The 20,038-nt window shown below is 46.4% G+C and carries 18 protein-coding genes and 1 riboswitch; of the genes, 10 read left to right on the top strand and 8 right to left on the bottom strand.

Annotated elements, in window-relative coordinates; all coding sequences use genetic code 11:
- The first annotated feature begins 88 nt into the window (after positions 1-88).
- Positions 89-1,066 (top strand): glycoside hydrolase family 43 protein, encoded by a 978-nt coding sequence (locus tag PBAL39_RS00430; RefSeq protein WP_008237093.1) that lies wholly within the window; start codon positions 89-91, stop codon positions 1,064-1,066.
- Between the two features lie 217 nt (positions 1,067-1,283).
- Here PBAL39_RS00430 and PBAL39_RS00425 read toward each other — a convergent pair whose 3' ends face one another.
- The 4 genes from PBAL39_RS00425 to PBAL39_RS00410 form a co-directional block, all read right to left on the bottom strand.
- Complete coding sequence (locus PBAL39_RS00425) at positions 1,284-1,703, bottom strand: DUF983 domain-containing protein (protein WP_232282872.1); 420 nt, start codon at positions 1,701-1,703, stop codon at positions 1,284-1,286.
- Positions 1,704-1,713: 10 nt separating this feature from the next.
- Positions 1,714-2,583 (bottom strand): AraC family transcriptional regulator, encoded by an 870-nt coding sequence (locus tag PBAL39_RS00420; protein WP_008237090.1) that lies wholly within the window; start codon positions 2,581-2,583, stop codon positions 1,714-1,716.
- Between the two features lie 351 nt (positions 2,584-2,934).
- On the bottom strand, positions 2,935-3,357 hold the full coding sequence (locus tag PBAL39_RS00415) for a GtrA family protein (RefSeq protein WP_232282871.1): 423 nt from the start codon (positions 3,355-3,357) through the stop codon (positions 2,935-2,937).
- Between the two features lie 8 nt (positions 3,358-3,365).
- The gene (locus PBAL39_RS00410; RefSeq protein ID WP_008237085.1) at positions 3,366-4,091 is read right to left on the bottom strand and encodes a hypothetical protein; all 726 of its coding nucleotides are present in this window, start codon (positions 4,089-4,091) and stop codon (positions 3,366-3,368) included.
- A 203-nt stretch (positions 4,092-4,294) separates the two neighbouring features.
- Positions 4,295-4,397, top strand: a riboswitch (SAM riboswitch).
- A gap of 100 nt (positions 4,398-4,497) precedes the next feature.
- On the opposite strand from PBAL39_RS00410, the gene PBAL39_RS00405 reads away from it, so the two are divergent.
- The gene (locus tag PBAL39_RS00405; RefSeq protein WP_008237084.1) at positions 4,498-5,652 is read left to right on the top strand and encodes a cysteine desulfurase family protein; all 1,155 of its coding nucleotides are present in this window, start codon (positions 4,498-4,500) and stop codon (positions 5,650-5,652) included.
- Positions 5,653-5,713: 61 nt separating this feature from the next.
- Here PBAL39_RS00405 and PBAL39_RS00400 read toward each other — a convergent pair whose 3' ends face one another.
- On the bottom strand, positions 5,714-6,904 hold the full coding sequence (locus PBAL39_RS00400; protein WP_008237083.1) for a metallophosphoesterase: 1,191 nt from the start codon (positions 6,902-6,904) through the stop codon (positions 5,714-5,716).
- A gap of 392 nt (positions 6,905-7,296) precedes the next feature.
- On the opposite strand from PBAL39_RS00400, the gene PBAL39_RS00395 reads away from it, so the two are divergent.
- From PBAL39_RS00395 to PBAL39_RS00370, 6 genes are read left to right on the top strand one after another with little or no spacing between them, the layout of a single operon-like run.
- A complete protein-coding gene (locus PBAL39_RS00395) occupies positions 7,297-9,393 on the top strand; it encodes a nitrite reductase (protein ID WP_008237073.1) in 2,097 nt (698 codons plus the stop codon).
- The gene (gene cobA, locus PBAL39_RS00390) at positions 9,390-10,178 is read left to right on the top strand and encodes a uroporphyrinogen-III C-methyltransferase (protein WP_008237072.1); all 789 of its coding nucleotides are present in this window, start codon (positions 9,390-9,392) and stop codon (positions 10,176-10,178) included. The genes PBAL39_RS00395 and cobA overlap by 4 nt, the downstream gene beginning before the upstream one ends.
- Before the next feature lie 58 nt (positions 10,179-10,236).
- Positions 10,237-10,821, top strand: a complete 585-nt coding sequence (locus tag PBAL39_RS00385; RefSeq protein WP_008237071.1) for a bifunctional precorrin-2 dehydrogenase/sirohydrochlorin ferrochelatase — start codon at positions 10,237-10,239, stop codon at positions 10,819-10,821.
- A 2-nt stretch (positions 10,822-10,823) separates the two neighbouring features.
- Entirely contained in the window at positions 10,824-11,531 is a 708-nt protein-coding gene (locus PBAL39_RS00380; RefSeq protein ID WP_008237070.1) for a phosphoadenylyl-sulfate reductase, read from the top strand.
- A gap of 10 nt (positions 11,532-11,541) precedes the next feature.
- Positions 11,542-12,447, top strand: coding sequence for a sulfate adenylyltransferase subunit CysD (gene cysD / locus PBAL39_RS00375; protein ID WP_039865875.1), 906 nt, complete (start codon positions 11,542-11,544; stop codon positions 12,445-12,447).
- The gene (locus PBAL39_RS00370; protein ID WP_008237063.1) at positions 12,447-13,694 is read left to right on the top strand and encodes a sulfate adenylyltransferase subunit 1; all 1,248 of its coding nucleotides are present in this window, start codon (positions 12,447-12,449) and stop codon (positions 13,692-13,694) included. Before cysD ends, PBAL39_RS00370 begins: the two co-directional genes overlap by 1 nt.
- Positions 13,695-13,766: 72 nt before the next feature.
- Here the strand turns inward: PBAL39_RS00370 and PBAL39_RS00365 are convergent, their stop codons facing one another.
- A complete protein-coding gene (locus tag PBAL39_RS00365) occupies positions 13,767-14,075 on the bottom strand; it encodes a hypothetical protein (RefSeq protein ID WP_008237061.1) in 309 nt (102 codons plus the stop codon).
- A 303-nt stretch (positions 14,076-14,378) separates the two neighbouring features.
- On the opposite strand from PBAL39_RS00365, the gene PBAL39_RS00355 reads away from it, so the two are divergent.
- Together PBAL39_RS00355 and PBAL39_RS00350 are read left to right on the top strand one after the other, a co-directional pair.
- On the top strand, positions 14,379-15,785 hold the full coding sequence (locus PBAL39_RS00355; protein WP_008237054.1) for a glycogen synthase: 1,407 nt from the start codon (positions 14,379-14,381) through the stop codon (positions 15,783-15,785).
- Positions 15,786-15,796: 11 nt separating this feature from the next.
- The gene (locus tag PBAL39_RS00350; RefSeq protein ID WP_008237052.1) at positions 15,797-17,068 is read left to right on the top strand and encodes a glucose-1-phosphate adenylyltransferase; all 1,272 of its coding nucleotides are present in this window, start codon (positions 15,797-15,799) and stop codon (positions 17,066-17,068) included.
- A gap of 80 nt (positions 17,069-17,148) precedes the next feature.
- On the opposite strand, the gene PBAL39_RS00345 is transcribed toward PBAL39_RS00350, so the two are convergent.
- Positions 17,149-18,507, bottom strand: coding sequence for a PAS domain-containing sensor histidine kinase (locus tag PBAL39_RS00345; protein WP_008237051.1), 1,359 nt, complete (start codon positions 18,505-18,507; stop codon positions 17,149-17,151).
- Complete coding sequence (locus tag PBAL39_RS00340) at positions 18,507-19,877, bottom strand: sigma-54 dependent transcriptional regulator (RefSeq protein ID WP_039865872.1); 1,371 nt, start codon at positions 19,875-19,877, stop codon at positions 18,507-18,509. The genes PBAL39_RS00345 and PBAL39_RS00340 overlap by 1 nt, the downstream gene beginning before the upstream one ends.
- Positions 19,878-20,038 lie beyond the last annotated feature (161 nt).

The following is a 20,038-nucleotide window of genomic DNA, read 5'->3' as shown; positions in this document are numbered from 1 at the left end:
TAATATCAAATGTAAAATATACGTTTAATATAGCTGAATCCTGCGCGGATCGTGTATATTAGGAATTTAGAACCAAAAACACACAATAATGAAACGTTTTTTAATCGCTATTGCCTGTTTAGCGCTGACTATGCCGGTACATGCACAGAAGAAAAAGAAAACCTCAGGAAATCCGGTTTTTCCTGGTTGGTATGCTGACCCCGAAGGCGCTGTATTTGACAAAACTTATTGGATATATCCAACATATTCAGCTAAATATGAAGATCAGGTTTTTATGGATGCCTTCTCCTCCAGGGACCTGGTGAAATGGAAAAAACATGAACGTGTAGTAGATACTGCAAATTTCAAATGGGCAAAAAAAGCAGTTTGGGCGCCCTCAATCATTAAAAAAGATAAAAAATACTATCTGCTCTTTGGTGCGAATGACATTCAGAATGACAATGAAGTTGGCGGCCTTGGTGTAGGTGTTTCTGACAAACCCGAAGGTCCTTTCAAAGACCACATAGGTAAACCACTGGTCGATAAATTTTATAATGGTGCACAACCCATAGATCAGTTTGTATTTAAGGATAAGGACGGCCAGTACTACCTGTATTATGGCGGCTGGAGACATTGTAATGTGGCTAAGCTGAACGATGATTTCACAGGTTTTATCCCTTTTGAAGACGGCAAGATCTTTAAAGAAGTTACCCCTGAAGGTTATGTGGAAGGGCCATATATGTTTATTAAAGATGGCAAATATTACTTTATGTGGTCAGAAGGTGGCTGGACTGGTCCTGATTATTCTGTAGCTTATGCCGTAGCTGATTCACCTATGGGGCCATTTAAGCGGATTGATAAAATCCTGAAACAGGATCCGAAGGTAGCTACAGGTGCGGGCCATCATTCTGTGATTAAACATCCTAAAAAGGATGAGTACTACATCGTCTATCACCGTAGACCATTAGGGGAAACCAATGGTAACCATAGGGTGACCTGTATTGAAAAGATGGAATTTGATGCAGAGGGACTGATTAAACCGGTGACGATTACCTTTGATGGTGTAGCTGCCGATCCGATAAAATAAGGGCGATCAGCTAAAATAAATCTGCTCGGATAAGTAACCTGCTCCGGTAAAGTAAAAACGATCCGGTAGATTGAGAAAATGAGAAGCTGTTCAACAGCGTTAAGCCTAGTAAAGCTTCTGTTGAACAGCTTTTTTTATGGAGCTTATTTTATGGATATTCCTGTCAGCTCCCGGTGTGTGTACACCAACACCGAAGTTCAGTTGTTCCGGGAGGCTGCTAGCGGCTTTTTTCAGGTTCGTAATTTAAACCCGGGGAGAGCCAGTACAGCAGTGCCATTCTGGAATACCTGTAGTTAAAGGGGGCGAAGAGCAATACGCCAACAAGGAGTATGCCGACGTAATACCAAAGATTTTCGTAGGTGAGCGGTAAGCCCAGAACATAAGCTGCTACAGACATGGAGACCATTTCTGCCACATTCATGGCATAGCTCACAAACATCGCCACATAAAAATAGCCTGGTTCACGTTCAAACTTCAGGTCACAGTGCGGGCATCGCTCATGCATCTTCTGGACCTTAAACCCGTAGGTGGGGCCGGAGAATACATTGCCCACCCTGCAGCGGGGGCATTTGGCGTGACTGATGCCGTACCATTGGGAGATGTGTGGGGTCGGTTGACTGTTGTTTGATGTGCTCATAACTTTGGTGTTAATGTTGTTGCTTCCTGAACTTGTCAGGCGTAGTGCCAACTTGTTTTTTGAAAAATTTAATAAAGTAGGAGTCGTCATTGAAGGCCAGTTTTTCAGCAATCTCGGAAATGGACAACTCCATATTGATCAATAACCGTTTTGCTTCGAGAATGATCCTGTTGCGGATCAATTCGCCTGCAGAGGTTCCGACAAGGTCATTGCAAAGCGCATTCAGATGGTTGGGGGTAACGTACAATAAGGCTGCATACTGTTTGGGAAACTTCAGCTTGATGAAGTTGTGTTCTATGAGTTTCCTGAAACTTTTAAGTAACGTCTGGTTGTAAGCATGTGTCTGCGTGTGCATCGTTCCTTCGGATGCCCGCGCAACCTGAATGAAAATGTTGACCATCAGCAATCTCACCAAGTCTTCAGCAAATGGTTTTGGCGACTGCCCTTCATTCAGGATCTGCTCGAACAGATCGCTCACTGTCGCCCTGCAGGCTTCGGGTAAAACCATCACTGCATCTTCTGACAGCTCATCGAAAAAGCTGAACTGCTCAAGATAAGAAGGGTCAGAAAGAAAAGCTTTGAAATAATGCTCAGAGAAATTGACAATATATCCATCCACAGGTCCTTCAAATGACCAGCTGTGTACCTGCCCCGGGCTCATAAAATAAATCAGGCCGGGAACTACGGGATGCTTTTTGAAATCTATGGTCTGACTGCCGCTGCCCCTGGTGAAAAATACCAGGTGGTAAAAGGAATGGCGATGGGCGTTGTGCAGGTGTTCATGACGTCTGGAATAGGGGCCAAAACGGTTGACGAGAATACCGGAGTTTTTGTATTCTTCGAAGGTGTCAATGTCGTAAACCGGAATGTCAGATTTCATATACAAAGATACCTGTTATTACCGTACCGATAACGGTATTAATTGTTTTTAAAATGGTACTAATTACTGATCTAGATGGTTGTTTTCTTCAGTTTATAGTTGTAAATGATAATTTTTAGGGTTTCTGATGGTGTTTTTAGGCAGGGGTGTGTTCTTTTCAAGGTGATATTTACCATTCTAGATTACCAGGTACTACCAGCTTGATTGGCATTTTCCTTATGATATCGGGTACCTTATGATGTCTGCTATCTCATAATGGCTGCTATCTCATGATGTCTGTTTTCTTGTGACACCTGTTTTCTTAGAAGGTCTGGTTTCTTTAAGGATCGACAGCAGAGGTTAAGCGTAAGATCAGCCTTGAGATTGTTTCATTGCCGGCGACTGGCGGAAGACCCAGTATTTCTGAAGGGTGTAGTTAAAGCCAAAGGAGACGATCAGGTCGACGACGATCCTGCTCAGCTTATAATCCAGTCTGGTCCAGGTGGTGAAGAGGTAGGTTCCCGAAGATTTGAGGCAGATGCTGCCGGCGACTACAAATATAAATTTGATAAGTTGTTTGCCTACATGATGCTGTGCCGACGGTCCCTTGGCATTAAAAGTCCAGTAGCGATTGATACAAAAATTGACAACAGCCCCCGTAACACCTCCGATGGCAATAGAGATGGTATAATGGATGTGGAGCAATTCGGTACAGAGGATCATGACCCCGTAGTCGAGCAAGCCTCCGGAGAAGGCCGAAATCTGCGCTTTGGCAAAAACATAAACAGATTTCATGCGGCTCATCAGATTTTAGGGTTTCGGGAAGCGCGCTCCGCCTCGTCGCGCTGGTCGCCCAGTTTTAACAGCTTGCGGGTATCTAAAAAGTTAATGATAAATAAGGTGATACATATTGCACCGGCAAAATAATCAAAAACCTGCCCGAAGATCACTTCTATGATAAAAATAAGAGATAAGATTACCCTGATTTCTGTTGGTCCGACAAGTCCGGAGTCAATGCTGTATACATCAGTAATCTTATAGCGCAGTTGGGAGATGATCATTGCCCAGCCGTAGAGCACGACGAAGATAAAGGCAATCAGCTCATATTGATTTCTGGTATAAACGAGATAGCCCATGCCGATCAGTACGGTGCTCACCCAGTCCATCACGATGTCCAGTGAAAAGCCATACCATTTTCTCGGTGTATTTCTGTAGTAGGCAACACGACCATCAAGGGAATCGCCAAGCCAGTTGATGGAGAGGCCCAGGATGCCTAGCAGCAGGAATTCGCGGCTGATGTAGCTGGCGAGGATGAAACCGATCAGTACGATGACAGATCCTAAAGTGCCAAGAAAGGTAAGCATGTCTGAAGAAACAAAAGAAGGAACCCTTTTTACGAGGTAGGAAATCGTTTTTTGTTCAAGGCCGTTGAGTATATTGGTTCTTTTTCTATCCTGAAATATTCTCTTTAAAACATTGCCGTTTTCAGTAACCTCCAGCTCCGTTGCACTCATTTTATTTTCTTCCATTCAGGTCTTTAAGTATACTTTTTAAGAATACGGTGCAAAAGTAGAGAATTGAAAGCTGACTTATATGCAAAAAAAGTTATTTATTTATGACAAATGCCATTCCTATGACTGAGCCAGGCAGGAAATAAATAATTTAAAATAAAGTATACTATTTTGGTAGTCTTTTTGTATATTTGCATTCAATAACTGTTCTTATAGTGATTTACTTATCCAGAAAGACTGAGGGAAAGGCCCTGTGATGTCTTAGCAACCTGTTGATTAATAAGGTGCTAATTCCTGTCCGCAACGTAGCGGAGAAGATAAGTGTTTGAAAACCCATGCCCGGGTTTCAGAAAACTCATCTGATCGCCTTCTTCTCTTTTCTGTGGATTAAGTATTATTTTTTAATCTTTAACCCCTTTTGAAAATGAGAGTTTATTTAGACAATGCAGCCACCACACCATTAAACAGAGAAGTATTTTTGGCCATTGAGCCTTATCTTTTTGAGCATTTCGGAAATGCTTCATCCTCTCATTTCCATGGGAGGGAAGCCAGGGCTGCCATCGAGCATTCCCGGGGGATCATTGCTGACCTGCTGAATGCAAATCCCCGGAACATCATCTTTACTTCCGGCGGTTCGGAGGCCGATAACATTGCCATTCGTTCAGGCATCAGGACCAATGGCATCAAGCTGGCGATCACTACGAAGCTGGAGCATCATGCCGTATTGCATACCCTGCAGTCACTGGAACGAAATGGTGAAATCAGGATCATTTACCTGAAAAATGATGAAGCGGGGAACATTTCCCTGCAGGAGCTTGATACGCTCCTGGCTGCAAACGACCGGGCGTTTGTATCGATCATGCATGGGAACAATGAAATTGGCAACCTGAATGATATCGAAGCCATTGCAAGTTGTTGTAGCCGTCATCATGCCGTTTTTCACTCAGACACGGTCCAGTCGATGGGCCAATACCGTTACGATACCAAACAGCTGGCTGTTGATTTCCTTGTTGGATCGGCGCATAAATTTCACGGGCCTAAAGGAATTGGCTTTTTGTATCGCAGTGACGCCCAGCGGGTATTGCCCATTATTCATGGCGGCGCCCAGGAGTCGGGACAGCGTGCCGGTACAGAAAATGTAACCGCAATTGTGGGATTGGCAAAAGCACTTGAGCTCGCCTGTCGCGATCAGGCCCACCATCAGCAGCATTTGAAGCAGCTGAAGGAACGCACGATACTTAAGCTGATCAACAGGATTCCCGGCCTGACCTTTAATGGTGCACAGGTGCAGCCTTCATTAAACAGTGTTTTAAGCATTTCCCTGCCGGAGCTGGCCAGCGGCATTTCACCGCTGCACTACCTGGATCAGCACCAGATTTGCGTATCCGGTGGCAGTGCCTGTAATAGTCAGGCGGGCGGTTCCCATGTCCTGTCGGCATTGGGTTATGATTTCAACAAGCCAACAGTAAGGTTTTCTTTCAGCAGGTACAATACCATTGAGGAGATTGACTATGCTGTGGAAAAATTAGCCAATCTTTATGTCAGGGAACAGCGTTCGGAATTAACAGCAGCCTGCTGACCCTATTTTTTCTGATGACATCTGACGATCCGATTACTACATACTTAGAAAGAGCCAGGCATTACTGCCTGGTTTTTTTTAAGGTGATGACCGTGATCTCCGGCCATATGCCCACACGCCCGGAGAAGCCCAGGAAGCCAAAGCCCCGGTTGATGTTCAGGTAACGTCCGTTGTCGACAGCAATGCCCGCCCAATGTGCGTATCGGTATTTTACCGGGCTCCATTTGATGCCGAAGGCCTCAATTCCAAACTGCATGCCGTGGGTGTGGCCCGAAAGGGTGAGATGGACATTCATTGGCGATTGTTTTACCTGTGATTCCCAGTGTGTAGGATCATGGGACAGTAACACTTTAAAGTCCTGAGTGTCCGTATTGCGGAGGGCTTTATCGAGGTCACCACGTTCTCCGAAACCAAGGCCCCAGTTCTCTACCCCCGCGAGGATAATCTTTTGTCCTTCTTTATGGATTTCCACATGTTCGTCGAGCAGGAGCCTGTAGCCCATTTCCTGGTGGTGTTTCTTCAGGTTGTCCAGATTTTTTCTTTTGGCAGTTTCATCCGGCCATTTGATGTAATCGCCGTAATCATGGTTTCCGAGGATGGAGAATTGCCCGTATGGAGCTTTGATCTGCGAAAACCGGCTGATCCAGGGTACAATTTCCTCCGCTTTATTGTTTACTAAATCACCTGTAAATACAAAAAGATCTGATTGTTGCGCTTTAATCAGGTCAATGCCTTTTTGTACAGAGGGGGGGCTTTTGAAACTTCCGGAGTGCACATCGGAGATCTGGGTGATGCTGAAACCATCGAAAGCTTCAGGTAGCTCGTCAAAAAACAAGGTATGCCTGATGACCCTGTAGGCGTATTTTCCCCTGATGATGCCATATAGAAATAAAAGTACCGTAACGAAAAAAAGTACCATTCCAAATTCCACCCAGTACTTGCTGCGGACGCCGCCACTCAACAGGCGGTAGCCATCGCCAAGAAACAAAATGGTAATGAAGACCAGTTCACTGGTCAGCAAAATGAGAAAGGTATGGGTGCTGATGGTAAAGAAGAGATCGGCCCCTTGTTTGCCGAACCGTTGAATGGAAAACAATAGTCCCGCTACAACCAGTAGGATAAACGTCCAGAAGACCGGGCCAATCCATAGTGGATTGCTGATGGTTTGTATTCCTGATAATACATACCAGTTCAATAAAAGCACAAAGCTGGCAATTACAATAAAGGGCAGTGGGTTTATTTTTCTTTTCATAATCAATTGATGAATTAAAAGTACGTGATCGCTGAACGTGTTGGCATCGGTTCAGGGCAATTTTACATTTGTGCGATGATTATTGGTGTATGCTAATGAATTGCAGATATAGCAATGGCCAGTGTATGAGGTTTTTATAATCATCATCTTCCTGAAGATTTTAAATTAAATACTTATATTACAGATGCTTACATAAAAATTACTTAAATAATGTACTACTATTCCTATATACTTTATATATTTGTTTTATGAACAAGACGATCTGCAACCGAATCCTAATGAATATCTGTTACAACATGTACAGGTAAGCATCCGGCTGCAGAGATAAAATATCCGAAACTTCTCCAGTCTCCCCGACAGAGAAGTTTTTTTTTACTTAGACTAACGTAACTATGCAAAGTTTTAGAACAGAGTTAGAGAACCCTATTGTCGAAAAAGACATCATTGATCTGGAGAAAAAGATCAGGGATTTTCGGGAAGGCAAGATTCACGAAGAGAAATTCAGGAGTCTGCGTCTGGCACGCGGTGTTTACGGACAGCGTCAGCCGGGAGTGCAGATGGTACGCATCAAGCTGCCTTTTGGAAAGATGACTTTCAATCAATTGCTTCGCATTGCCGATGTATCTGACGAGTATGGGAGCGGGAACCTGCACCTGACCACTCGTCAGGATATCCAGATCCACTATGTAAGTCTGGACAGGACCCCGGAGTTGTGGCAGGAGCTGGAACGCGACGATGTCACCATTCGTGAAGCCTGTGGCAACACGGTAAGAAATGTCACTTCATCACCAGATGCGGGGATCAATCCTAACGAGCTGTTTGACGTCTCCCCATATGCGCATGCCTTTTTTCTTTATTTCCTGCGTAACCCCATTTGTCAGGAAATGGGCAGAAAGATCAAGTTTTCTTTTTCGTCCGATGAGAAAGACACCGCTTATAGCTATATCCATGATCTTGGTTTTATCCCAAAGATCAACGAACAAGGGGAGCGTGGATTTAAGGTGATGCTGGGTGGCGGACTGGGGGCGCAGCCATTTCTGGCAACGGTCGTTCACGACTTCCTTCACGAAGACCAGATCATTCCTTATGCAGAGTCTGTGCTGCGCGTATTTGACCGATATGGAGAGCGGAATAACCGTAACAAGGCGCGCCTGAAATATCTGGTACAAAAGCTAGGTATTGAAGAGTTGCTGCGTCTTATTGACGAAGAGCGCATTGCCAATAAGTCAAAGTCTTTTGTGATCGACCGGGATGCGGTTCCACTGCCTTTGCCGCCTGAGGTTATCGCCTATCCGGCCTGGGACGATGTGGTCAACAGCCTCGACTATCAGCATTGGCGGGCTACAAACGCGGTAGCACAGAAGCAAGAAGGTTTTTATGGAGTTTACATCAAGGTTCCTGTTGGGGATATTAAAACGGAGCGGGCGAGACAACTGGTGGAAGCCATCCGTCCTTTTGTTGCCGATGAGATCCGCGTTACGCAAAATCAGGGGCTACTGTTAAAGTTTGCTCCGGAAGCTGCACTGCCTGCCTTGTACATCTCATTGAAGGAACTTGGCTTTGCTACTGCTGGATTTGACAGCGTGGGCGATGTGACCACCTGCCCAGGAACAGATACCTGTAACCTGGGGATTTCCAACAGTATGTCCCTTTCCGTTGCATTGGAAGAGGTCATTTACGAGGAGTTTCCCGAGTTGATTTATGATAAGGAGATCAAGATAAAAATCAGTGGTTGTATGAATTCATGCGGACAACATGGCCTGGCGCACATTGGTTTTCATGGCAGTTCTGTGAAAGCCAATGGAAAAGTCGTGCCTGCTGTGCAGGTGATGCTGGGCGGTGGTACCGTAGGAAATGGTGAGGGACGCGTTGCAGAACGTGTGATCAAGGCTCCTTCAAAACGTGCAACCGATGTATTGAGGACACTACTGAACGACTATAAGTTGAATGCTACGACCTCAGAAAGTTTTCATGCCTATTACGACAGGCAGACCAAGGATTATTTTTATCAGCTGCTGAAGCCGCTGGCCGACCTGAGCAATCTGAAAGACGAGGAGTTTGTAGATTGGGGCCACGAAGAGACCTTCAATACCGCAATTGGTGTGGGAGAGTGTGCCGGTGTGGTCATTGATCTTGTAGCGACCCTGTTGCTGGAATCCGAAGAAAAACTGGAATGGGCAAGAGCAGCTTATGCCGCTGAAGCATGGTCTGACGCCATTTACCATACCTATGCTGTATTTGTGAGCAGTGCCAAGGCATTGTTGCTGGACAAGGCGGTCAACAGCAGTACACAGATTGGTGTGATCCGCGAGTTTGACAACAACTATGTGGCTACCGGCGAGTATGACCTGCAGGGAAGCAGCTTCAACGACCTGGTGCTGCAGCTCAATAAAAATGAACCGACAGCAGCATTTGCAACCAGTTATCTGGCATTGGCCGAGGCCTTTTACCAGCAAATTAAAGAAAGAAGAGGGGAGAACGCATCATGATTACTCAAAAGACAAACAATAAAGAGCCCAGGATTACACTGGTAGGCGCTGGTCCCGGAGACCCTGAACTGATCACGATGAGGGGTGCAAATGCACTGAAGTCGGCAGACGTGGTATTATACGATGCGCTGGTGAACGAAGGCGTGTTGGATTACGCCGCCCCTGATGCGATCAAGGTATACGTAGGGAAACGTTCCGGGGAGCATTCCTACGGACAGGAGGCCATCAATAAGCTCATGATCGACTACGCGATTAACTATGGACATGTAGTGCGCCTGAAGGGGGGAGATCCTTTTGTATTCGGGCGTGGATACGAGGAGCTCGATTATGCTGCAGGGTACAGCATCCCTGTGTCGGTGATCCCGGGTTTGTCCAGTTCCATTTCCGTACCCGGTCTGCAGCAGATTCCGGTTACCCACCGCGGTTTGAGTGAAAGCTTCTGGGTGGTAACAGGCACCACGGCATCCGGCAAGATCTCCAACGACCTTTATGAGGCAGCGAGGTCCAAAGCAACCGTTGTGGTGCTGATGGGTCTTGGAAAGCTGAAAGAGATTGTGAAGTTATTCCAGAACGAGGGTAAACATCAGCTGCCCGTGGCAGCGATACAAAGCGGTTCTACAGAAAATGAAAAACTTGCCGTAGGTATTGTGGATACCATCGTTGAGCTTGTGGCAGAGAAAAATATTGAAGCACCTGCATTGCTGATCTTTGGAGAAGTGGTATCCCTGCATCCATCATTTCAGCCGATCAGTGAGTTTCTCAAAGCACTTAAGGAAGATTCGTAAAAGCCTGTAAAAGGAAAAAATCATAAAGGTGCATCACAGGAATAAAAGAAAAAATATCATGGAAGGTAATCAGCTTTTTCCCGTATTTCTAAAGCTCAATCAATTGCATACGCTGGTGATTGGCGGCGGTCCTGTGGGGTTGGAAAAGCTGACCGCCCTGCTGGGAAACAGCAATGCGGCCAAGGTGACGGTGGTTGCAGAGGAGATCATGGATGAAGTGTATGCGATCGCCTTACAGTATCCATCCATCCAGATCAGGAAGAAAAGTTTTGAGCTTACTGATCTGGAGGGCATCAACCTGATTGTGGCTGCGACAAACAATCCGGAGCTCAATGAGTTGATTAAGGCAGAAGGAAATCGCAGAAATGTGCTCGTCAACATTGCAGATAAGCCAGCGCTTTGTGATTTTTACCTTTCGTCGATCGTGAGAAAAGGAGATCTGAAAGTGGCCATCTCTACTAACGGAAAATCTCCGACGATTGCGAAGCGGCTGAAGGAGGTTTTCAGTGAGTGTTTACCTGAGGAGATGGATGCCGTGCTGGAGCAGATGCAGACCATAAGAGACTCCCTGAAGGGCGATTTTGCGGCTAAGGTAAAACAGCTTGATGAACTGACCTCCTTATTGGTGAAACCTTTAAAATAACAATGATGAAACTGAATTTGACAGCGATAGCAGAAGAAATAAAAGATAAAAATCCAGTGGACGCCCTGCGCTATTTTGCGGAGACCTATCCGGGGAAAATTGTCTTCTCTACAAGCTTTGGCTGGGAGGACCAGGTGATCACACACATGATCTTCGCAAACAACATCCCTATAGAAGTTTTTACCCTGGAGACAGGGCGTCTTTTTCCGGAGACTTATTACGTCTGGAACAGGACACTTGAAATTTATCAGAAACCCATTCTTGCCTACCATCCCCAAACAGAAGCGTTGCAGGAGATGGTGAACAGCAAGGGACCGAGCAGTTTTTACGAGTCTGTAGAAAACCGGAAGGAATGCTGTTATATTCGCAAGCTGGAGCCGCTGAAGCGGGCGATCACAGGAAAAGAATGCTGGGTGACCGGCATTCGTGCGGAGCAATCTGCAAACAGGCATGATATGTCTGACATCGAGTGGGATGAGCAGAACCAGCTGCTAAAGTTTCATCCGATCTTCTTCTGGTCGCTGGAAGAAGTAAAGGACTATATCAAAAAGCATAATATTGTGTACAACACCCTGCACGACAAAGGATTTCCGAGTATCGGCTGTGCACCTTGCACAAGAGCTGTGCGTGAGGGAGAAGACTTCCGGGCCGGCAGGTGGTGGTGGGAAGACCAATCAAAGAAAGAATGTGGGCTGCATGCCACGACATAAAGAAAAGAAAATGAGTAAGTATAATTTAGATTATTTAGATGAGCTGGAGGCTGAGGCCATTCACATCCTGCGGGAGGTGGCTGGTCAGTTTGAGAAGCCTGCCTTGTTGTTCTCGGGAGGAAAGGATTCGATTACCTTGGTGAGGCTTGCAGAAAAGGCTTTCCGGCCGGGGAAATTTCCCTTTCCCCTGGTTCATATTGACACCGGGCATAACTTTGAGGAGACCATCGCCTATCGTGACCGCATGGTGGCCCGTCTTGGTGAGAAGTTGATTGTCGGCCATGTGCAGGACTCCATTGATCAGGGAAAGGTAATTGAGCAGACCGGTAAAAATGCCAGCAGAAATGCACTGCAGACCGTTACCTTGCTGGATACAATCGCTGAGCACGGCTTTGATGCCTGTATTGGCGGTGCACGCCGTGATGAAGAAAAGGCGCGTGCAAAAGAGCGTATTTTCTCCGTGCGTGATGAGTTCGGCCAGTGGGACCCTAAGCGTCAGCGCCCGGAGTTGTGGAACATCTACAACGGCAAAATCCATAAAGGAGAGAATGTGAGGGTGTTTCCGATTTCCAACTGGACGGAGCTTGATGTGTGGAACTACATTAAGAGAGAGCAGATTGAACTTCCATCGATTTATTTTGCCCACTACCGCGACTGTATCACCAGAAACGGGCAGCTGATGGCCGCTTCGCCATTTCTGAACATGGATGAAGACGATATCGTTGAAAATAAGCAGGTTAGGTTCCGTACCGTTGGAGACATGAGCTGCACGGCGGCGGTGGAGTCTGATGCCGATCAGCTGGAGGACATCATCAGAGAAATCAGTGCATCAAAAATTAGTGAACGTGGCGCCCGCATGGACGATAAAGTATCAGAAGCAGCGATGGAAGACCGTAAGAAAGGGGGATACTTTTAATGAATATATTGAAATTTTTTACTGCAGGAAGTGTTGATGACGGAAAAAGTACGCTTATCGGGCGACTGCTTTACGATACCGATTCCATTCTTGCCGATCAGCTGGAGGCGCTTCAGGCGTCTAACCGTAAAAATGACGACGGCACCATTGACCTGGCGATCCTGACCGACGGGCTGCGGGCCGAGCGGGAGCAGGGCATCACCATTGATGTAGCCTACAAATACTTTCAAACGGATAAACGTAAGTTTATCATCGCCGATACGCCCGGACACATCCAGTATACCCGCAATATGGTTACCGGAGCATCAACAGCGAAGTTGGCGATCATATTGATTGACGCCAGGAACGGCGTCGTTGAGCAGACGATCAGGCATTCCTACCTAGTATCCCTGTTGGGAATTGAGCACGTTGTGGTGGCGCTCAACAAGATGGACATGGTTGGTTATAGTGAAACGGTGTTCAATGCCATCACAGAAAAATACAAAACCCTCGCTGCTGAGCTCGGCCTGAAGGAAGTCACTTTCATTCCCGTGAGCGCACTGAAGGGTGACAACATCGTCCATGAGTCGCAAAACATGAGCTGGTATAAAGGCAGGAGCCTCCTTCATTTTCTGGAGACCGTTGACGTCGACAATGCATTGCAGTATAACCTTGCGCGGATGCCTGTGCAGTGGGTTATTCGCCCACAGACAGATGAGCTTCACGATTACAGAGGATATGCCGGCCGGGTGTTGAGTGGTTCCTTTAAGATAAACGATCAGGTCACCGTATTGCCATCCGGAAGCAGTTCTACCATCTCGCGCATTGAAATCTTCGACCAGCAGCCGGAGGAGGCCTACGCCGGTCAGTCGGTCACACTGCACCTGAAAGACAACATCGACATTAGCAGAGGAGACGTCCTGGTCAACGCTGCCCATCTGCCACAGAGTTCAAGAATGATCGAAGCGGATCTTTGCTGGATGGATGGCCGTCCACTGGATGAGAGCATCACTTACCTGCTTCAGCACAACAGCAAGGTGACCAAGGCTAAGATCAGTGAGATCATCTACAAAGTAGACATCAATACCCTGGAAAAAGAAAGCGCCTACGATTTCAAACTAAACGACATTGGTCGTGTGGTGGTAAAAACCGCCGATGAACTGCCATTCGACCTTTACACCGACAACAAGGCCAATGGTGCTGCCATTTTAATCGATAGCAGAACCAATCTTACCGTTGCCGCGCTGATGTTCAGGGCTGTCGTATAGCTTACAAAAAAATAACATAACCCCGATCAGGAAAATCCTTCAAACGGATGCTCCTCTTCGGGATTTTTCATATTAATCTCCATTGCTCCCCCAACAACCTCTTTGCCTTCCTCTAAATAGCCCATTTGCCTTTCCTACTAGTATCTCGATTGCTATTCCTCCCATTAACCCTTTTGTATTTCCTTCCAATAACCACTTTGCCTTTCCTCCCAATAACCTCTTTGCATTTCCCTCCAATAACCACTTTGTATTTCCTTCCAATAGCCCATTTGCCTTTCCTACTAGTATCTCGATTGCTATTCCTCCCATTAACCCTTTTGTATTTCCTTCCAATAACCCATTTGCCTTTCCTACTAGTATCTCGATTGCTATTCCTCCCATTAACCCCTTTGTATTTCCTTCCAATAATCACTTTGCCTTTCCTCCCAATAACCTCTTTGCATTTCCCTCCAATAACCACTTTGCCTTTCCTCCCAATAACCCCTTTGTTTGTCCTCCCAATGTCTCCGCCATGCAATTGTTAATGCTTGAAAAAAAGCAGCTGTTGTGAAGGGACCTAGGAACTTTTGCGCTTCTTCAGCGCAAATTTTCCAGTCCCGCAGCAATAGCTGCTTTTTTTCAAAACAATTTGTAGGAAAAATTGTCTTTTTACGCTACTTTGAGGGCAATTTTAAATCAGAAAGTATGGAGATTATACACCTTAGCGCAGAATGTTATCCTATTGCAAAAGTAGGAGGTTTGGGAGATGTCGTTGGCGCCTTGCCGAAGTATCAGAATAAGCTGGGACATGTCGCGAAGGTGGTGATGCCCGCTTACCAGACAAACTTTTTTTTCGAGCACCAGTATGAAACCGTCTATGACGGCTGGGTGAAGCTCGGTTATCAGAATTTTCCTGTGCGTATTTTGCGGGAGTTGCACAATAAGCTGGGCTTTGACCTGTATCTGGTGCACATTGCAGGGCTGATGGACAGGCCAAATGTATACGGTTACAGCGACGATACCGAGCGTTTTCTGGCCTTTCAGATTGCCGTTCTGGATTGGATGGAGCAGTGGAAGCACCGTCCGGACGTGGTTCATTGCCACGATCACCATACCGGCCTGGTTCCGTTTATGATGACCAATTGTTTCCGTTACAGTTCTTTGAAGCATGTGACGACAGTGTTGACGATACACAATGCGCAGTACCAGGGGCAGTTTGGCTGGGACAAGCTTCATTATTTTCCAGCTTTTGATCCATGGAAGGCGGGGATGCTGGATTGGCGTGGGACGATCAACCCCCTGGCGTCGGCGATCAAATGTTGCTGGCGACTGACTACGGTTTCGCCGAGTTACCTTGACGAGCTCGGTTTCCAGGCCAATGGGTTGGAGAATCTGCTGTCCTGGGAGCGTGGGAAGTCGGCGGGAATACTCAACGGGATCGACAATGAAGTATGGGATCCGCAGCAAGATCCGATGCTTGAAAAAAAATATGCGGTTCGCACTGTAGAAAATGGTAAAAGGGCAAACAAAGAAGCCCTGTGTCGTGTTTTTAACCTGGATCCGGAAAAGCCGCTGTTTACATTTATTGGCAGGTTGGTAGGCGAGAAGGGTGCAGACCTGCTTCCTGATATATTTTACAATACGTTGTCACATTATGATGGCAGATTGAATATATTGGTGCTGGGATCCGGAGAATCAGTCGTAGAAGGACGACTGACGCATTTGAAGAACAATTTTGAAGGGAGTTACAATACTTATATCGGGTATAATGAGCAGTTGTCGCACCAGATTTACGCAGGTGCCGATTTTCTGCTGATGCCGAGCAGGGTAGAACCTTGCGGATTAAACCAGATGTATGCACTGAGGTATGGTACCATACCTGTTGTGCGTCGTATCGGAGGATTGAAAGATACCGTAACGGATATCGGCGATGGAGGTTTTGGCATTTGCCATGACCAGTCGAGTGTATGGGATGTCAGTCAGGCCATTGGCAGGGCTTACGACCTGTACCAGGACGTTCAGCGCATGAAAGATATCCGCAAATATATGATGAAATTAGACCACTCATGGGACAGAGCAGCGCAGCAATACATTGATTTGTACCAAATATAAACTCACAAGATATGACTGAAAAAGTATTGGCAGTAATTCTCGGTGGCGGACAAGGATCGAGATTGTCCCCCCTCACACAGACCCGCTCAAAGCCGGCGGTACCGATTGCAGGAAAATACAGACTTGTGGACATTCCCATTTCAAATTGCCTGAATTCGGGGATCCACCGGATGTTTGTGCTCACACAGTTTAACTCGGCATCACTCAATAAACACATTAAAAACACCTATCATTTTAGTCATTTCAGTGCTGCCTTTGTGGACATCCTGGCAGCCGAGCAGACGCCGGAGAACCCGACCTGGTTCCAGGGAACTGCTGATGCCGTTCGTCAGACGATGCACCACCTTTTGCAGCATGAGTTTGACTATGTCCTCATCCTTTCCGGTGATCAGTTGTATCAGATGGATTTCAATGAGATGGTTAATGCGCATGTGGAGAGTGGCGTTCAGATTACGCTGGCAACGATTCCTGTGACGGCGAAGGACGCCCCGGACTTTGGCATCCTGAAAGCCAATGAACATAACATCATCACCTCTTTTATTGAGAAGCCTGCAACGCCATTGTTGAAAGACTGGAATTCAGATACCGGTGAGGAGATGCGTGCCGAAGGACGTGAGTATCTGGCCTCGATGGGGATTTATATCTTCAACAAGGACCTGCTGATCAAAATCTTTGCAGAGAATGCCGATGAGAAAGATTTTGGAAAGGAAATCATCCCGAGAATGCTCAATGAGTATGATGTGCTGAGTTTTCAGTATGAAGGGTATTGGACCGATATCGGTAATATTCCATCATTCTTTGAAGCCAACCTTGGCCTGACCGATGACATTCCTAAGTTTAACCTGTTTGACAGTCACCATAGCATCTTTACCAGGTCACGCATGCTGCCGCCGTCGAAGATCTTGGGTACTACGTTGGATAAGACCATTATCGCCGAGGGATGTATCCTGCAAGCTAAAGAAATCAAACATTCTGTGATTGGTATCCGTGCACGTATTGGAGTAGAGACCACTATAGAAAGCTGTTACATCATGGGTAGCGACAGTTACCAGACTTTGGAACAGATTGAAGCAGACGAGGAGCAGGGGCGTCCGATGATTGGGATTGGCGACAGGTGTCATATTGTGAATGCCATTGTCGACAAAAATTCCAGGATCGGCAACGATGTGGAAATCATTGGAGGATTGCATCTTGAAGATGGGGAGCATGCTTTGTATACTGTAAAAGAGGGGATTGTGGTGGTTAAAAAAGGAGCTGTAATCCCTGCGGGAACAAAAATATAAAAGGTTATCACTAGCTGAGTGCTGAGGATGTATCACAGTCATGATACATCCTTTTTTTTTCGGACCAGCAGCGGCGAGGATTACTGATACCGGAATATCAGTGAAAATACCGTTTTCTCAAAAGGTATTGAATTGACTTCCAGGCTGCCATGGTGCATCTTCATGATGTTTCTGGTGATCGTCAGTCCGATGCCCGATCCATTTTTTCTGGTAGTAAAAAAGGGGACGAAGATTTTTTCCAGCAGTTCCGGTTCAATCCCGCGGCCATTGTCTGCGACTTCCAGATGCACCTTATTCTGATCCAGCTTATAGCTGATTTCTATCGTTGGGTGATCCTGGCCTTCCAGGGCGTAGATGCTGTTGGTAACCAGGTTGATCAGTGCCTGTTCAATCAGTTTGAGGTCTACCTGGATGGTAATTTTTGAGGAGGTCTGTTCCACGCGGAGGATGATGTTTCTCCCGCTTGCAAAGGGCTGCATCAATATCTTTATGTGCTGAAGGATTTCGCCGATGGTATGGTAGTCCAGCTGAGGCGTGGGTAGTTCCGCAATCAGGCGATAGTCTTTTACAAAATCCAGCAGACCTTCAGACCTTCGTTTGATGGTTTGTATTGCAGGTTTCAGGTCTTCCAGATCTTCCTGGTTTAAGCTCGTTTTTGTCGCAATCATGCTGTTCACTGTATCTGAGAGCGAGCTGATGGGGGTGATGGAGTTTAGGATCTCGTGGGAGATGACGCCGATCAACCTGTTCCATGCTTCAGATTCCTTCTGTTCAATTTCGTCTTTGATGTTTTGAAAGGAGACGATGGTATAATCTTTCAGGTAAAGGTTCAGGGGCATCACTTCTGTTGACAGCTGGATGAGTTTATCCTGGATTTTAAGCTCCATGAAGCGTTTGCCACCGCGGCCGATGGCGGCGATTTCCGAAGCGAATTCAGGGAGGTGCTGCGCCACGCGGTGCCAGTATTTGTAGGCCGGTATCCCGAGTAAATTTGTCGCCGCCTGGTTAAAGAACACGATTTCGGCATTATTGGCTTCCTGTTCTTCATTTTTGATGACAATGACACCTACGGGCACCTGTTCCAGTATCGTTCTGATCAGCTGGAACATGGAATCTTTTTCCAGCTGAATGTCTTTCTGTGTTTTGATGATGTCATTGAAAGACTCATAGAGTTCAGGAAAACTTCCGCTGGTGGCCTTGTTCCTGAAGTTCAGGGTGCTGTCTCTCGTTTTTACGGCAAGGATAAAGCGCTTGATGTCCTGACGGATTTCATTGATGTAATGGTAAAGGCTGATCAGTGCCGCCAGGAGCATGATGCCCAGTCCGGTGATGGTGAACCATAGCTGCGTTGTCCTGATCAGGTGGATGAAGAGGAAGCCCAGCAGGTTGATCAGCAGCAGGCGGAGTAGCAGACGGAAGGTAAATCGGTTGTAGAACATCAGAGGTCAAATTTTTCTATGCGGCGGTAGAGGGCGGCGCGTGTCAGGCCCAGTTCCAGTGCTGCACGGGAGATGTTCCCTTTATGTTTGTCTATTGCTTTCTGCACCATCATTTTTTCCATTTCTTCCAGGCCCATTTCCGTCGGCATGGCGCTGTTGCTGCCGAATTTCTGGGGACTGAGCTGAAGGTCTTCTGGTATGATCTCTGAGCCATCGGTCATGATCACTGCCCTTTCAATGACATGCTGCAGTTCACGTACATTTCCCGGCCAGTGATAGCCCAGGAGCATGGCTTCAGCTTTAGTATTAAAACGATAGAGGGGTTTATGGTATTTGGTGCCGAAGGTACTCAGGAAATGACTGGCTAGCAGGAGGATGTCATCCCCTCGTTGCGCAAGAGAGGGCAGGAGCAGTTCCACCGTGTTGATCCTGAACAGGAGATCCTGACGGAAGGTACCTTTGGTAATCATTTCATGCAAGGGCATGTTTGTGGCGGTGATGAGGCGTACATCGATCTTACGTTCTTTACTTTCACCAAGCCTGGTGACGGTGCGGTTCTGGAGTACGGTGAGCAATTTGGCCTGCATGGCGCTGGAGAGGTTGCCGATTTCATCGAGAAAAATGGTGCCTCCATCTGCCAGTTCAAAACGGCCGGGTTTATCATCTTTAGCATCAGTAAAGGCACCCTTCGCGTAGCCAAAAAGTTCGCTTTCAAAAAGGTTCTCATTGAGAGAGCCAAGGTCTACATGCATGAAAATGTGGTTTCTCCGTTGAGAATGTTTGTGCAGCTCATAGGCGAATACCTGCTTGCCGGTGCCGTTTTCACCCAGGATCAGCACGTTGGCATCCGTGGGGGCAACTTTCACCAGCGTGTGCTGAAGTTGTTTTATTGCAGTTGAGTTTCCAACAATGTGTTCAAATTGCCTTGCCTGGTCGTTTTGTAATGAAGAATGTATCTTTTCCAGTTTCTTAACTTTCTTAGTCGATTGCCTTAAACGTGATGCCGCCGAAACCGTTGCGAAAAGCTTTTCATTTTCCCATGGTTTTAGGATAAAATCTGTCGCTCCTTTTTTGATGGCCTGTACAGCAAGCTCCACATTTCCGTAGGCGGTCATGAGGATGACCACATAGTCCTTATCTATTGATAGAATGTGTTCCAGCCAATATAGGCCTTCTCTTCCATCACTGGCCCCTTTCTGGTAATTCATATCCAACAGGATAATGTCGACATCATTATGGCTCAGCAATACATTCAGCTCTCTTGGGGATTTGCAGGTGATGACCTGGCTAAACTGCTGCTTTAGGAAAAGCCTTGCACTCAGGAGGATATCGTCATCATCATCGATTACTAAAACGGTGGCATCAATCATTTTTATTCGCTTAAATCTTTCAGTAACCAAAAATAACAGAAACTGTCCGATGCTGTACAATAAGTGTCCGATTATGAACGGTTTTTCTGGTGTTTTTCATTTATGTTGTTGTTAGTTAGTGTTTTATATGTTGTTTTTTTGTTGGCACAAGTATGGCATAA

Source organism: Pedobacter sp. BAL39 (assembly GCF_000170795.1).
Classification (GTDB): domain Bacteria; phylum Bacteroidota; class Bacteroidia; order Sphingobacteriales; family Sphingobacteriaceae; genus Pedobacter.
This window is presented reverse-complemented; position numbering and strand designations above follow the sequence as displayed.

Excerpts from the sequence above, each read along its gene's own strand:
- PBAL39_RS00430 (WP_008237093.1), top strand. The coding sequence starts at position 89 with ATGAAACGTTTTTTAATCGCTATTGCCTGTTTAGCGCTGACTATGCCG.
- PBAL39_RS00425 (WP_232282872.1), bottom strand. The coding sequence starts at position 1,703 with ATGAGCACATCAAACAACAGTCAACCGACCCCACACATCTCCCAATGG.
- PBAL39_RS00420 (WP_008237090.1), bottom strand. The coding sequence starts at position 2,583 with ATGAAATCTGACATTCCGGTTTACGACATTGACACCTTCGAAGAATAC.
- PBAL39_RS00415 (WP_232282871.1), bottom strand. The coding sequence starts at position 3,357 with ATGAAATCTGTTTATGTTTTTGCCAAAGCGCAGATTTCGGCCTTCTCC.
- PBAL39_RS00410 (WP_008237085.1), bottom strand. The coding sequence starts at position 4,091 with ATGGAAGAAAATAAAATGAGTGCAACGGAGCTGGAGGTTACTGAAAAC.
- PBAL39_RS00405 (WP_008237084.1), top strand. The coding sequence starts at position 4,498 with ATGAGAGTTTATTTAGACAATGCAGCCACCACACCATTAAACAGAGAA.
- PBAL39_RS00400 (WP_008237083.1), bottom strand. The coding sequence starts at position 6,904 with ATGAAAAGAAAAATAAACCCACTGCCCTTTATTGTAATTGCCAGCTTT.
- PBAL39_RS00395 (WP_008237073.1), top strand. The coding sequence starts at position 7,297 with ATGCAAAGTTTTAGAACAGAGTTAGAGAACCCTATTGTCGAAAAAGAC.
- cobA (WP_008237072.1), top strand. The coding sequence starts at position 9,390 with ATGATTACTCAAAAGACAAACAATAAAGAGCCCAGGATTACACTGGTA.
- PBAL39_RS00385 (WP_008237071.1), top strand. The coding sequence starts at position 10,237 with ATGGAAGGTAATCAGCTTTTTCCCGTATTTCTAAAGCTCAATCAATTG.
- PBAL39_RS00380 (WP_008237070.1), top strand. The coding sequence starts at position 10,824 with ATGATGAAACTGAATTTGACAGCGATAGCAGAAGAAATAAAAGATAAA.
- cysD (WP_039865875.1), top strand. The coding sequence starts at position 11,542 with ATGAGTAAGTATAATTTAGATTATTTAGATGAGCTGGAGGCTGAGGCC.
- PBAL39_RS00370 (WP_008237063.1), top strand. The coding sequence starts at position 12,447 with ATGAATATATTGAAATTTTTTACTGCAGGAAGTGTTGATGACGGAAAA.
- PBAL39_RS00365 (WP_008237061.1), bottom strand. The coding sequence starts at position 14,075 with ATGGGAGGAATAGCAATCGAGATACTAGTAGGAAAGGCAAATGGGTTA.
- PBAL39_RS00355 (WP_008237054.1), top strand. The coding sequence starts at position 14,379 with ATGGAGATTATACACCTTAGCGCAGAATGTTATCCTATTGCAAAAGTA.
- PBAL39_RS00350 (WP_008237052.1), top strand. The coding sequence starts at position 15,797 with ATGACTGAAAAAGTATTGGCAGTAATTCTCGGTGGCGGACAAGGATCG.
- PBAL39_RS00345 (WP_008237051.1), bottom strand. The coding sequence starts at position 18,507 with ATGTTCTACAACCGATTTACCTTCCGTCTGCTACTCCGCCTGCTGCTG.
- PBAL39_RS00340 (WP_039865872.1), bottom strand. The coding sequence starts at position 19,877 with ATGATTGATGCCACCGTTTTAGTAATCGATGATGATGACGATATCCTC.